This is a genomic window from Microbacterium sp. Gd 4-13 (assembly GCF_003095395.1).
Taxonomy (GTDB): Bacteria; Actinomycetota; Actinomycetes; order Actinomycetales; family Microbacteriaceae; genus Microbacterium.
This window is the reverse complement of record NZ_QEIJ01000001.1, coordinates 978,534-991,408: the sequence shown is the minus strand read 5'-3', so window position 1 is coordinate 991,408 and position 12,875 is coordinate 978,534. Positions and strand designations below refer to the sequence as shown.

Sequence of the window (12,875 nt, the reverse complement as noted above, 5' to 3'; positions counted from 1 at the left end):
CACCACCGAACTAACCAACCTCGGCCCCCTCTGCGTCGGGCACCACACCATCAAGCACCACGGCGGGTGGCGCGTGAGACAGATCCCCGACAGCGGCGGCGCACTCGAATGGAAATCCCCCGGGGGCAGACGATTCGTGGTGCGACCGGAACGGAAAGTCCCCGTCTTCAGGCCTGCGCCCGACGACGACCGCTCACCCCAAGCCACCGCACCCTTCTGACGGTAGAGGCTGACGTTGCGTCAGGGTCAAGCCGGCCTCGCGACCGTAAGGTGGCCGAGACGAAAGGACGCCGATGTCCCCTTCCGAGAACTTCCCCTACCCGACCCGCCCGCCACGCAGCAGCCCGGAATCGAGGCGGGGTGCGCCGCCGAAGCCGCGCCAGGAGTCCGCGCCCGGCATGCTCATCGACCGCGACCAGGAGATCGAGACGCGCGCCGGTCGCACCGTGCAGGCCGACGTGTACCGCCCCGAGTCGGGCGAACCCGCCGGGGTGCTCATCGCCTGGTCGCCGTACGGCAAGCACGACCCTGCGCCCATCGGGCAGATCTACCCGACCAGCGGGGCGAAGCCCGAGTGGATGAGCGATCTCACCACGTTCGAGGGCCCCGACCCTGTCTTCTGGGTGCCGCGGGGCTACGCGCTGGTCATCGCCGACATCCCCGGTACCTGGTACGCGAAAGGACCGGCCTCGTACGCATCGCCGGAGGAGGCCGAGGACTTCGCCGACCTCATCGAGTGGGCGGGCACGCAGCCCTGGTCGAACGGCAGAGTCGGCCTCACCGGCGTCTCGTACCTCACGGTCGCGCAGTGGCGCGTGGCCGGCCTCACCCCGCCGCACCTCGCGGCCATCAACCCCTGGGAAGGCTGGAGCGACACCTATCGCGAGGTGGCCCGACACGGCGGCATCCCCGAGACCTCGTTCTGGCCCTACATCTGGGAGCGGTGGGGTGCCTCGACGGGCGCGATCGAAGACCTCGAGCGCGAAGACCGGGAGCATCCGTTCTACGACGACTTCTGGGCGTCGAAGGCGGCCGACCTCGAGGCCATCACCGTGCCGGCGTTCGTCGTCGCCTCGTGGACTGACCAGGGCCTCCACACCCGCGGCACGCTCGAGGGCTTCCGTCGCATCTCGTCACCGCAGAAGTGGCTGTACGTGCACGGCGCGAAGAAGTGGGCCGAGTACTACCGTCCCGAGATGGTCGAGATGCAGGCGCAGTTCTTCGACCACTTCCTGCTCGCACAGCCCTCGGGCCTCGAGTCGTGGCCCCGCGTTCGCCTCGAGCTGCGCGAGCGCTACGGCGTCGGGTCGTTCGTCGACAGCGCCGACTGGCCTCTTCCCGAGGTCGAGTACCGTGCCCTGCACCTCGATGCCGCCACGGGCGCGATGAGTCACGATCCCGTGTCCGCGGAGGCGACCGCGTCGTACCACGGGCTCGGCGACCCGTTCCTCCCCGAGCGGGTCGTGTTCGAGCATCGCTTCGCCGACGCGGTCGACGTCGTGGGCCACGCCCGGGCGATCCTGCACGTGGAGGCACCCGAAGCATCCGACATGGACATCTTCGTCGGACTCTTCAAGCGAGACGTGAACGGTGAGATCGTGCCGTTCGCGTACTACGCCCAGTTCGAAGACGGACCCGTAGCGCTCGGCTGGTTGCGCGCCTCGCACCGTGAGCTCGACCCCGAGCGCTCGACCGATTACCTGCCCGTGCTCGCGCACCGCCGAGCCCTCCCTCTCGAGGAGGCGCATCCCACGCGGGTGGAGATCGAGATCCTTCCGTCGGGCACCCGGTTCGCCGCTGGGGAGAGCCTCGTCTTCGTCGTGCAGGGGCACGACATCAAGCACTATCCGAAGCCGCTTGTCTACGCCCGGCACGAGACCGACATCAACCGCGGACCCCAGATCCTCCACACCGGCGGCCGGTACGACGCGCAGCTCGTGATCCCGATTAGAGGAGCCTGACTCAGCTTCGTCGGAGACCGGCTCGGCCGGGTGCAGAAGATTCGTTACCTCGACAAGATCATCGACGAACTGGCCAAGGGCAAGGCGATGGAGAAGATCCAACGCACCCCGTGAGCGCGACGGACGTGCGCGCTAGGTTCGGGGCATGACTCACCGCAGTCCGACCGAGGAGCCCGGCGGGGCCGACGAGATCGCCGCGGCGCACGACGTGCTCGTCGATGAAGAGCACGGCGGAGACGCCCGTCATCGTTCGATCGACACGCACGGCCGGCCGCCGACGTCGGACGACGCGTCGTCGATCGACTGACCGTTCGCGTCAGAGCCTGTCGGCCTTCGCCTCGAGTACCGATCGCTGGGCCGCGTTGCGCACCAGCGACGCCGCGGTGCGCAGCTCGGCGCGCGCCTCGTCGAGGCGACCTGCTCGCGCCAGCAGCTCGCCGCGCACGCTCGGCAGCAGGTACGACCCGCGGAACGCCGCGTCGTCGATCGCATCGATGAGCGCGAGAGCTTCAGCCGGCCCGGTCGCCATCGACACGGCCACGGCCCGGTTCAGATCGACCACCGGATTCGGGGCGATGCGGCCCAGCGTCTCGTAGAGCAGCACGATCCGTGCCCAGTCCGTCGCCTCCACGCTGGGGGCGATCGCGTGGCACTCGGCGATCGCGGCCTGCAACGCGTAGGGTCCGCGACCCGTGCGTCGGGCGGCCGCCGCCGCATCCGCTCTCTGCAGCACGCTGACCGCTCGGGCGATCTGCCCGTGGTCCTACCTCCGGCGATCCTGATCGGCGAGCAGAATGGGTGTGCCGTCGGGTGTCTCCCGCGCGGCGAACCGCGACCGCTGGAACTCCATCAGCGCGACCAACGCGAGCGGTTCGGGCTCGCGGGGGAGAAGGCCCGCCACGACGCGGCCGAGCCGGATCGCCTCGTCGGCGAGATCGGGGCGCACCCACCGCTCGCCGCCGGTCGCGGCATACCCCTCGGTGAACACGAGATAGACCACTCCGAGCACCGTCGTCAGGCGCGAAGCCCATTCACCGGGCTCGGGTGTCTCGAAAGGCACCCGGGCGGCGGCGAGCGTCTTCTTCGCCCGCGTGATCCGAGCCTGCACCGTCGGCACGGTCGTCAGCAGCATCCGCGCGATCTCCTCGGTCGACAGTCCCGCGACGACCCGCAGCGTCAGCGCCACCTGCGACTCGCGGGAGAGGGCCGGATGGCAGGCCGTGAAGACGAGGCGCACGATGTCGTCGTCGATCGGCTGCCATTCGTCCTCGATCGCCTCGTCGAGGGTCCGTGCGATCGCGGCATAGCGATCATCGCGCCGCTCGCTGCGCCGCCACGCATCGATCGCCCGACGCTTCGCGACCGCCGTGAGCCACGCTCCGGGGTTCGCCGGCATCTCGCGGTCCCACGACGCCAGTGCCTCGACGACCGCCTCCTGCGCGACGTCTTCGGCGAGGCCGAGATCACCGGTCGTCTTGGCGACCGAGGCCACGATCCGCGCGCCCTCGATGCGCCAGACGGCCTCGATCGTGCGCCGCGCATCGGTCACGGATCACGCCGTACCGGAGGCAGGACGCCACTCCTTCTCCTTCTGGATGTACTCGTTGTCGGCGTAGTCGGCGAAGTCGCTCTCGTCGGTGACGCGGCGCACTTCGAGCTTGTTCCCGGCGGTGAGCGGGGCGCGCTTGGCCCACTCGAGCGCCTCCTCGGTCGTGGCGGTCTGAATGATCCAGAAGCCGTTGAAGAGCTCATGGATCTCTCCGTAGGGGCCGTCGCTGACCACGGGCGACTCGCCGGCGAAGTCGACCACGTAGCCCGGCTCGGGAGCGAGGCCATCGCCCGACACCATGACCCCCGCCGTGATCATGGCTTCGTTGTAGGCGCCCATCGCGTTGATGACGGCCTCGAAATCCATCTCGGCGTAGGCGTCGGCCGCCTGCTGGGTGGCCCGCATGATCAGCATGTGCTTCATCGTTCTCTCCTCGCTCAGTGGGGATCCAGCATCCCTCTCACTATCGCGTCGAACGAGCATGAAGGGAATCGACATCGTTCCGGAATCTTTTCCGCACGGCCCCCTCCCGACCCTGAGCAACGTCTGAGGATCCGACCCGAAGGATGCTGAGCGATATATCGTTGAGTATCGCTGAGTCCTCTCCGGGCCCGGCCCACACAGGAGGTTCATCATGAGCAATCCCTTTACCAGCGACGCCTTCGGCGGAGCCGGCCGCGGTCGCGGCGCCGGCCAGGGTTGGCCGTTGAACGGCATCTGGGAAGCGATGGAGCAGTTCGGCAAGCAGTTCGAGCAGAAGGTCGGCGGTGGCAGCACCCGCGTGGGTCGCGGCGACGTCCGCGCCGCCGTTCTCGCGCTCCTCGCCGAGAAGCCCATGCACGGCTACCAGATCATCCGCGAGATCGAAGACCGCAGCGGCGGCAGCTGGAAGCCGAGCCCCGGCTCGGTGTACCCCACGCTGCAGCTCCTCGCCGACGAGGGCCTGATCCTCGCCACCGAGTCGGACGGTCGGAAGACCTACTCGCTCACCGAAGAGGGCCGCGAGGTCGCCGGTGCCGAGACCGATCGCACCGCCCCCTGGGAAGCATCCGGACCGCGTGAGAACCTGCGCACCGGCGCCCTCCCGAAGGCCGGCGTCGACCTCGCGCAGGCAGTCGCTCAGGTCGGTCGTTCGGGAAGCCCCGAGCAGGTGAAGGAAGCGGTCGACGTGCTCGACGAAGCACGCCGTAAGATCTTCTCCATCCTCGCCCAGGGCTGACGCAGCATTCGATCGACCGGGTGCCTGGGGCACGCCGGCGTCAAGGAGATTCCATGGCCGACGCCGGCGACATGCGTGCCCGCTACCGGAGGATCACGCGGTTCGCCGCGCGCTACCTGGTGCAGGCGTGGTGGTTCGAACTGTTCCTGCCCCGACTCGGGCTCGCGCGGATCTCGGCTCGCAACCGCACCAAGCGCCTGCAGAACATCGCACGGCGCTTCCACGGGCTCGCGGTCGACCTGGGTGGCCTGATGATCAAGGTCGGGCAGTTCATGTCGTCGCGTCTCGACGTGCTGCCGCCCGAGATCACGAAGGAGCTCGAGGGGCTGCAGGACGAGGTTCCCGCCGTACCCTTCGCCGAGATCCGCGCGCTGGCCGAGGCCGAGCTCGGGGTGTCGCTCGACCGGGCGTTCGCGTCGGTCGATCCGACGCCCCTGGCCGCAGCATCCCTCGGTCAGGCCCACCGCGCGACCCTCGCGTCGGGCGACGCGGAGGAGACCGGGCTCACCGGCGTCGTCCTCAAGATCCAGCGCCCGGGCATCGACCAGGTCGTCGACGTCGATCTGCGGGCACTGCGACAGGTCGCCCGATGGCTGAGCCGCGTGCGCCTCGTGTCCGACCGGGTCGACATGCACGCCCTCGTCGAGGAGTTCGCGCACACGAGCCTCGAGGAGATCGACTACCTCCACGAGGCGGCCAACTCCGAACGTTTCGCGAACGACTTCGCCGGCGACGGGCGCGTCACGGTGCCCGAGATCGTCTGGGAGCGCACCACCCGTCGCGTGCTCACCCTCGAAGACGTCACCGCGATCAAGATCACCGACGTCGACGCACTGCGCGCCGCCGGCATCGACCCCGCCGAGGTCGCGATCGAGTTCGCCTCGGTCATGTTCGATCAGCTGTTCGCGGACGGGTTCTTCCACGCCGATCCGCACCCCGGCAACATCTTCGTCACCCCGAACGCGCCCGACCCGACGACGGGTCGCGCCTGGCACCTCACCTTCATCGACTTCGGCATGATGGGCGAGGTTCCCGAAGGGCTCCGCCGCGGACTCCGGCGCCTGCTCATCGCCGCCGCCTCCCGTGACGGCAAGGGCCTCGTCGACGGCATCCGCGACGTCGGCGTGCTGCTGCCTTCGGCCGACACCGCCGAACTCGAGCGCGCGATGACCCAGCTCTTCGCCCGGTTCGGGGGAATGGGCTTCGCCGAGCTGCAGGAGGTCGACCCGCGGGAGTTCCGCGCGTTCGCCGTCGAGTTCGGTGACGTGGTGAGGTCGCTGCCGTTCCAGCTGCCGGAGAACTTCCTCCTCATCATCCGCGCGATGTCTCTCGTCTCGGGCAACTGCAGCGCACTCGACCCCGCCTTCAACATCTGGGACGCCGTCGAACCCTACGCGAACCGCCTGATCCGCGAAGAGGGCGGCAACGTGGTGCAGGGCTTCGCGAAAGAGGCGGTGTCTCTCGCCGGACTCGCCGCCCGTCTTCCGCGGAGGTTCGACGATCTCGCGACCCGCATCGAAGACGGCCGCATCGCGGTCCAGACCCCGAAGCTCGATCGGCGCATCGGCTCGCTCGAACGCATGGGGCGGCGCATCGTCTCGGCCGTGCTCTTCGCGGCCCTCCTCATCGCCGGTGCCGTGCTGCGGGTCGACGACGCCGCATTCGGCACGGTACTGATGTCGATCTCGCTCGTCCCGCTCCTGCATGCCCTCTTCGCCGGATTCACGAACCGACGCGGCCCGAGCTGAGCGGATCGCTCAGCGGAACGCTCCCACCTGGTCCTCGAACGCCACGGTCCCGGCCGCCGCGACGTCTCCGGTGTGCGCGGTGGTGACCGGGGTCCCCGTCTCACCCGGAACGCCGAAGGGGCGCCGACATGATGTCGGCGCCCCTTCGGCGTTCAGCGGTTCTGAAAGATCAGTACCAGCCCACGGACTGCGACTGGCCCCACGCGCCGCACGGGGTGCCGTAGCGGCCCGAGATGTAGCCGAGGCCCCACGAGATCTGCGTGGCGGCGTTGGTCTGCCAGTCGGCGCCGGCGCTCGACATCTTGCTGCCGGGAAGCGCCTGGGGGATGCCGTACGCACCGCTGGAGCGGTTCATGGCCTGGTAGTTCCAGCCCGACTCCTTGTTCCAGAGCGAGACGAGGCACGAGTACTGGTCGTCGCCCCAGCCGCGCGCCTGAACCATGACGTAGGCGGTCGCCTTCGCGCCCTCGGGGCTGTTGTCGCCGCCGGTGCCGCCCGACGGGATCGGAGCGGCGGGCGCCGATGCCGACGACGAGCCGGTCGATGCCGACGACGAGGACGACGAGGACGACGTCGAGACGGGGGCGGATGCTGCGGCCTCGGCCGCTTCCGCGGCGGCGGCCTCTGCCTCGAGGCGCGCCTGCTCGGCGGCGGCCTCTTCTTCGGCCTTCTTCGCCGCGGCGCCGTCGAGGCTTCCGCGGAGCTGGTTCACGCGGGAGTCGACCGAGGCGATGAGGGCGGTGACCTCTTCGGTGATCGAGGGGACGAGGGGTGCCGGCAGCGCGTCGGCGGCGTCGAGGCGCGCGGCGGCCTCTTCGAGGGCGGCGGTGTCGACCGACGTGTCGGGCTCGCCGATGTCGAGACCCGAGGCGGCGATGTCGGCCTGCACGCTCGCGGCGGCGGAAGTAACCGATGCGGCCGCCTCGACGGCTTCGTCGGCGGCCACGGTCTCTTCGGGGACGGCGGCGGCGACGGTCGCCGTGAGCGGCGCCGAGTAGGTGGAGTACGACACGAGCGAGAAGGTCGGCGTCGATGCTCCCGCCTCCGCCTGGGCCGGAGCCGACGGGGCGGTCGAGGCGAACGCTGCGGCGGCGACGATGCCGAACGCGAGTCCCGAAGCGACGACCGCGCGGCGGTTGTGCGAGCGGCGATCGGCGGCGCGGCGGGTGCGGCGGGTGGCGGTGGACGGCGTGTTCGAGTGCATAAAACCAGTTCCGTATGGGGGCTCCGCGCGCGTCGCGCGGCGTGCAGCATCCGTTCTCGCGGACACAAATCCGAGAGTCTGGCACGCCCTTCCTGGGCGGTTCCTGGACGTCGCGCGCAAGAAAGGCCAGATCAGGGGCCGCGCGACACCCTCATCGGCGTCGGGCGTACCCTGTGGACGTGCCCGAATCGTCCCCGCCGCAGACCGCGCGGGCACAGCTCGCCGCCCTCGCCGCGCACGCCGATCGCCCGCTCGTCGAGGGCCTTCCGAAGGTCATCGATCCGCGCCCCGCGGCGGTGCTCATGCTCTTCGGAGTGCTCGACGCGTTGCCTAGCGATCACGACGCGCAGGCCCGTGCCGTTTCGCGCGATCTCGACGTGCTGCTTCTCTCACGGGCCGCCACGCTGCGCGCGCACCCCGGTCAGGTCGCGTTTCCGGGCGGCCGGGTCGACCCCGGCGACGAGAGCGTCGTCGCGGCGGCGCTGCGCGAGGCGGAGGAGGAGACGGGCCTGGATCCGGCCGGCGTCGAGGTGCTCGGCACGCTCGGTCGCGTCCCTCTCGAGTTCTCACGACACCTCGTGACCCCCGTGCTCGCGTGGTGGCGGCATCCGTCGCCCGTCCGAGTGGTGGACGTGGCCGAATCGGCCGACGTCTTCCGCGCGCCGGTCGCCGACCTCCTCGACCCCGCCCGTCGAGGATCGACGGTGATCCGCCGCGACGGTCACGAGTGGCGAGGGCCGGCGTTCCTCGTTCCGCATGACAGCGGCGATCACCTGGTGTGGGGCTTCACCGCCATGCTTCTCGACGGGTTGTTCGACCGTCTCGGCTGGACCGAACCGTGGGATGCGGCGAAGGAACTGCCGCTCGAGCTCCCGTCCTGAGGAACATCGCGGTCGACCGGGGCGTTCTGGTACCGTAGAAAGTCACTCTCGTGACTCGTTTGGCATGTCTGCGATCGGGTCACGGTGACAGAACGACAATCCGCTTTGCTTCGGCACGTACTCGCGCGCGTCGGAGCCCGACACCCAACCCTCTAGGACAACCCACTACATGACTACCGCAACGACCGCCCCGGCCACCAAGCAGGTCGCGATCAACGACATCGGATCTGCTGAAGACTTCCTGGCCGCGGTCGAACTGACCCTGAAGTTCTTCAACGACGGCGACCTCATCGAAGGAACCGTCGTGAAGATCGACCGCGACGAGGTGCTCCTCGACGTCGGTTACAAGACCGAGGGTGTCATCCCCTCGCGCGAACTTTCCATCAAGCACGACGTCGACCCGAACGAGGTCGTCAACGTCGGCGACCACGTCGAGGCCCTCGTTCTCCAGAAGGAGGACAAGGAAGGCCGTCTGATCCTGTCGAAGAAGCGCGCTCAGTACGAGCGTGCCTGGGGCGACGTGGAGAAGATCAAGGAGACCGACGGTGTCGTCACCGGTTCGGTCATCGAGGTCGTCAAGGGTGGCCTCATCGTCGACATCGGCCTCCGCGGCTTCCTCCCGGCGTCGCTCATCGAGCTGCGTCGCGTCCGCGATCTGACGCCGTACCTCGGCCAGGAGATCGAGGCGAAGATCCTCGAGCTCGACAAGAACCGCAACAACGTCGTGCTCTCGCGCCGCGCCCTGCTCGAGCAGACGCAGTCCGAGTCGCGCACCACGTTCCTCAACAACCTCCACAAGGGCCAGGTCCGCAAGGGCACGGTCTCGTCGATCGTCAACTTCGGTGCGTTCGTCGACCTGGGTGGCGTCGACGGTCTGGTTCACGTCTCCGAGCTCTCGTGGAAGCACATCGAGCACGCGTCCGAGGTCGTCGAGGTTGGCCAGGAGGTCACCGTCGAGATCCTCGAGGTCGACCTCGACCGCGAGCGCGTATCGCTCTCGCTCAAGGCGACGCAGGAAGACCCGTGGCAGGTGTTCGCCCGTACCCACGCGATCGGTCAGATCGCGCCGGGCAAGGTCACCAAGCTCGTTCCGTTCGGTGCGTTCGTCCGCGTCGCCGACGGCATCGAGGGCCTCGTGCACATCTCGGAGCTCTCCGGCAAGCACGTCGAGCTCGCGGAGCAGGTCGTCTCGGTCGGCGAAGAGGTCTTCGTCAAGGTCATCGACATTGACCTCGAGCGTCGCCGCATCTCGCTGTCGCTCAAGCAGGCCAACGAGTCGGTCGACCCCAACGGCACCGAGTTCGACCCGGCCCTGTACGGCATGGTCACCGAGTACGACGAGCTCGGCGAGTACAAGTACCCCGAGGGCTTCGACCCGACGTCGGGTGTCTGGCTCGAGGGCTTCGACGAGCAGCGCGAGAAGTGGGAGCAGGACTACGCGGCTGCCCAGGCTCGCTGGGAGTCGCACAAGGCTGCGGTCGCCAAGGCGATCGAGGCCGAGGCCAACGCCCCCGCGTCGACCGGCACCGACTTCGGCGCCGGCACCGGCTCGTCGTTCACGTCGGAGTCGTCCTCGGCCGGCACCCTGGCCGACGACGAGGCCCTCGCCGCACTGCGCGAGCGTCTCTCCAGCCGCTGAGCTGAATCATCACGCTGAAGCGGGTCGGAACCTCCGGGTTCCGGCCCGCTTTCGTGTTTCCGCACGTCGCCGAGCGGATGCTGCCGGCGCTGCGGAACCGGAGTGCGGGTGGTCGCCGGTCGCGTCGATGATGCCGAAGGCGTCGCACGTGGTGGTGCCCTCGGTGCCAACCGGGTGAGTTCGGCTACCGTGGGATCATGAACGCCCGCATCCCCCTCGTGGTCACGACCGTCGCCTGCGCCATCCTGTTCTTCTCGATCGCGGCCGTCTTCGCGCTCGTGATCGCGAGCCTGGTCACGGGGGGTCCGATCGACTTCCTCGGCGGCCCCGAGATCGCGGACGCCTCGGGCGCCGTCGCGCTGGTCCTCGCCGCCTGACGCCTGACTGACCGGCTTGACCGGGGAGCGGCGGTCGCGATGTGCGGGTGCCGCGGTGGTGGCGGTCGGTGCGCTGCGGAGGCACTGACGGTCGTGTCGGCGGTCGCGCGTACGCTCTCGCCGTGCCCGAATGCCTCGTCGACGGATGCTGCGCGCCCACCGCGCACGATGCTCCGGTCGCTCTCTGCGACCGGCACCTCGCGGCGGCCGCCGACTGGTCGGCGCGCGAGCAGGGCATGACCGACTTGCTGCCCTCACCGTGCCGCATCTGCGGATCGCGACTCGGGGTGCGCTGGCCGAGCGGCTGGCTGTGCGCCGTGTGCGAGTGGCGACACGGCGACATCGTCGACGGTGAGCTTCCCCCTCCGCGGATCGACGTCGTGTACTACCTGCGCTACGACGACCGGGTGAAGATCGGCACGACGGCGAACCCCCGCCGGCGACTCGCGGCGATCCGGCACGACGAGCTCCTGGCGTTCGAGAGAGGCGACCGCGCCCTCGAGCGACGCCGCCACGCGCAGTTCGCTGCGGACCGGTGGCCTCGTACGGAGTGGTTCCGGTTGTCGCGCGACGTGCGGGCGCACGTCGACGCCGTCGCCGCGGGCATCGCCGATCCCTGGGCGCTCTACACCCGGTGGACGAGCGAGGCACTCGCGCTCCGCGGGTGACCACGCTGCGCCCGGCGCGCTCGCTAGAGTGAGCGCGTGAGCGACACCCGAGCGGCCTCAGCGACCCGCCCCGAAGCCCCCGCACGCGCCGGGCTGGTGCTCACGGCACTGATCCTCGGTGCACTGGTGTGCAACATCAACCTCGCCGCGGCGAACATCGCGCTCCCCGACATCGGGCGCACGTTCGGCGCCGGCCAGGTCTCGCTCAACATCGTGGGCCTGGGGTGTTCGCTGGGGCTGGCCATGTCGGTGCTCTATTTCGGCGCCCTGGCCGACCGGTACGGACGCAAGCAGCTGCTCATGCTCGGCTTGGCCCTCACCGTCATCGCCAGCCTGTGCTCAGCCTTCTCGCCCTCGGTCGAACTCCTCATCGCCTCCCGCGTGTTCACCGGTATCGCGGCGGGCCTGGCCTTCCCGACCACCCTCTCTCTCATCACAGCGCTCTGGTCCAACGGCCCGCGACGCACCCGCGCGATCGCGCTGTGGTCGGGCGTCAGCGCCATGGCATCGATCGTCGGCTCGGTGCTGGCGGGTCTGCTGCTCTCCGTCTTCTGGTGGGGGTCGGCGTTCCTCATCGCCGTGCCGATCGCGGCCGCGGCACTCGTTCTGGTCGCCGCGTTCGTGCCCGGCCATGTGGCGGAGTCGCGAGACCCCGTCGATCACCTCGGCGGCATCCTCGCGACCGTGGCGATCGCGGCGATCGTGCTCGGCGTCGGCACGGTCTTCGCGCCGGGTCAGCATCTGATCGGTGGAGTGACGCTCGGTGTCGGTGTGGTGCTGCTGGTCGTCTTCCTCGTGCGCCAGGCGCGGGAGAAGCATCCGCTCTACGATCTCCGCGTCGCGCGGCGCCGCATGTTCTGGGTCCCCGCGACCGCCGGCACGATCGTCTTCGGGTCGCTCATGGGGGCGATGTTCGTCGGACAGCAGTATCTGCAGAACATCCTCGGCTACTCGACCCTGCAGGCGGGTCTGGCCGTCGTGCCCGCCGCGGTCGGACTCCTCCTGTTCGCCCCGATGTCGGCCCGCCTGCTCACCCGGCGCGGATCGCGCACCACCATGCTGCTCGGCTACGCCCTCGTCTTCGTGGGGTTCCTCACGACCCTCCTGTGGAATCCGTCGACGGCGTACTGGCTGGTCGGCCTCGGCTTCTTCGCGATCGGCAGCGGCGCTGCCTTCGCCATGACGCCGGCGTCGCGGGCCCTCACCGAGAGCACCCCCGTGCACCGCGTCGGGATGGCGTCCGCGACATCCGACCTGCAACGCGACCTGGGCGGGTCGATCATGCAGGCACTGCTCGGCGCGATCCTCGCGGCCGGGTTCGCCGCCTCGTTCGGGCGACAGATATCGGCGTCGGCCGAAGCATCCACGATCTCCGACACGGTCACCCAGGCGTTGCAGGCATCGTACGGCTCGGCGCTCCGCGTGGCCGATCAGTTCCCGCAGTACCGCGACGAGATCCTCTCCGGTGCCACCCAGAGCCTCGTCACCGGCGCCTGGGGCGCCTACCTGGTCGGAGCGGTGGCCGTGCTCGTCGGGGGAGTGATCGTGTGGTTCCGTCTCCCGTCGTTCGCGCGCGAGCAGGAGTTGATCGCGCAGTACGCGCGGGAGGACGCATCCTGACGCACGAGA

Annotated in this window: 11 protein-coding genes and 1 pseudogene; 9 read left to right on the top strand and 3 right to left on the bottom strand. The window is 69.5% G+C overall.

Annotated elements, in window-relative coordinates; all coding sequences use genetic code 11:
• Window positions 1-293: 293 nt before the first annotated feature.
• Both DEA06_RS04745 and DEA06_RS16485 read left to right on the top strand, forming a co-directional pair.
• A complete protein-coding gene (locus DEA06_RS04745) occupies window positions 294-1,961 on the top strand; it encodes a CocE/NonD family hydrolase (RefSeq protein WP_116646743.1) in 1,668 nt (555 codons plus the stop codon).
• A gap of 145 nt (window positions 1,962-2,106) precedes the next feature.
• Complete coding sequence (locus DEA06_RS16485) at window positions 2,107-2,268, top strand: hypothetical protein (protein ID WP_165817919.1); 162 nt, start codon at window positions 2,107-2,109, stop codon at window positions 2,266-2,268.
• A 9-nt stretch (window positions 2,269-2,277) separates the two neighbouring features.
• On the opposite strand, the pseudogene DEA06_RS04735 reads toward DEA06_RS16485, so the two are convergent.
• Both DEA06_RS04735 and DEA06_RS04730 read right to left on the bottom strand, forming a co-directional pair.
• A pseudogene (locus tag DEA06_RS04735) lies at window positions 2,278-3,510 on the bottom strand (sigma-70 family RNA polymerase sigma factor).
• Window positions 3,511-3,513: 3 nt separating this feature from the next.
• Entirely contained in the window at window positions 3,514-3,933 is a 420-nt protein-coding gene (locus DEA06_RS04730) for a YciI family protein (RefSeq protein WP_116646742.1), read from the bottom strand.
• A 211-nt stretch (window positions 3,934-4,144) separates the two neighbouring features.
• Here DEA06_RS04730 and DEA06_RS04725 point away from each other — a divergent pair, with 211 nt between their 5' ends.
• On the top strand, window positions 4,145-4,729 hold the full coding sequence (locus DEA06_RS04725) for a PadR family transcriptional regulator (RefSeq protein ID WP_116646741.1): 585 nt from the start codon (window positions 4,145-4,147) through the stop codon (window positions 4,727-4,729).
• Window positions 4,730-4,782: 53 nt separating this feature from the next.
• Window positions 4,783-6,477 carry an AarF/UbiB family protein gene (locus DEA06_RS04720; protein ID WP_116646740.1) on the top strand — a complete coding sequence of 565 codons (1,695 nt, stop codon included), beginning with the start codon at window positions 4,783-4,785 and terminating at the stop codon, window positions 6,475-6,477.
• A 169-nt stretch (window positions 6,478-6,646) separates the two neighbouring features.
• Here DEA06_RS04720 and DEA06_RS04715 read toward each other — a convergent pair whose 3' ends face one another.
• Complete coding sequence (locus tag DEA06_RS04715) at window positions 6,647-7,681, bottom strand: lytic transglycosylase domain-containing protein (RefSeq protein WP_205781205.1); 1,035 nt, start codon at window positions 7,679-7,681, stop codon at window positions 6,647-6,649.
• A gap of 179 nt (window positions 7,682-7,860) precedes the next feature.
• On the opposite strand from DEA06_RS04715, the gene DEA06_RS04710 reads away from it, so the two are divergent.
• From DEA06_RS04710 to DEA06_RS04690, 5 genes are all read left to right on the top strand, one after another.
• A complete protein-coding gene (locus DEA06_RS04710) occupies window positions 7,861-8,562 on the top strand; it encodes a CoA pyrophosphatase (protein WP_116646841.1) in 702 nt (233 codons plus the stop codon).
• A gap of 169 nt (window positions 8,563-8,731) precedes the next feature.
• On the top strand, window positions 8,732-10,201 hold the full coding sequence (gene rpsA, locus DEA06_RS04705) for a 30S ribosomal protein S1 (protein WP_116646739.1): 1,470 nt from the start codon (window positions 8,732-8,734) through the stop codon (window positions 10,199-10,201).
• 197 nt (window positions 10,202-10,398) lie between these two features.
• The gene (locus DEA06_RS04700) at window positions 10,399-10,578 is read left to right on the top strand and encodes a hypothetical protein (protein WP_116646738.1); all 180 of its coding nucleotides are present in this window, start codon (window positions 10,399-10,401) and stop codon (window positions 10,576-10,578) included.
• A 122-nt stretch (window positions 10,579-10,700) separates the two neighbouring features.
• Complete coding sequence (locus tag DEA06_RS04695) at window positions 10,701-11,246, top strand: GIY-YIG nuclease family protein (RefSeq protein ID WP_240606799.1); 546 nt, start codon at window positions 10,701-10,703, stop codon at window positions 11,244-11,246.
• Between the two features lie 36 nt (window positions 11,247-11,282).
• Window positions 11,283-12,866, top strand: a complete 1,584-nt coding sequence (locus DEA06_RS04690; RefSeq protein WP_116646737.1) for an MFS transporter — start codon at window positions 11,283-11,285, stop codon at window positions 12,864-12,866.
• Window positions 12,867-12,875 lie beyond the last annotated feature (9 nt).

What these genes read in the sequence shown, in the direction of transcription:
- DEA06_RS04745 (WP_116646743.1), top strand. Translation starts at nt 294, where the DNA reads ATGTCCCCTTCCGAGAACTTCCCCTACCCGACCCGCCCGCCACGCAGC.
- DEA06_RS16485 (WP_165817919.1), top strand. Translation starts at nt 2,107, where the DNA reads ATGACTCACCGCAGTCCGACCGAGGAGCCCGGCGGGGCCGACGAGATC.
- DEA06_RS04730 (WP_116646742.1), bottom strand. Translation starts at nt 3,933, where the DNA reads ATGAAGCACATGCTGATCATGCGGGCCACCCAGCAGGCGGCCGACGCC.
- DEA06_RS04725 (WP_116646741.1), top strand. Translation starts at nt 4,145, where the DNA reads ATGAGCAATCCCTTTACCAGCGACGCCTTCGGCGGAGCCGGCCGCGGT.
- DEA06_RS04720 (WP_116646740.1), top strand. Translation starts at nt 4,783, where the DNA reads ATGGCCGACGCCGGCGACATGCGTGCCCGCTACCGGAGGATCACGCGG.
- DEA06_RS04715 (WP_205781205.1), bottom strand. Translation starts at nt 7,681, where the DNA reads ATGCACTCGAACACGCCGTCCACCGCCACCCGCCGCACCCGCCGCGCC.
- rpsA (WP_116646739.1), top strand. Translation starts at nt 8,732, where the DNA reads ATGACTACCGCAACGACCGCCCCGGCCACCAAGCAGGTCGCGATCAAC.
- DEA06_RS04700 (WP_116646738.1), top strand. Translation starts at nt 10,399, where the DNA reads ATGAACGCCCGCATCCCCCTCGTGGTCACGACCGTCGCCTGCGCCATC.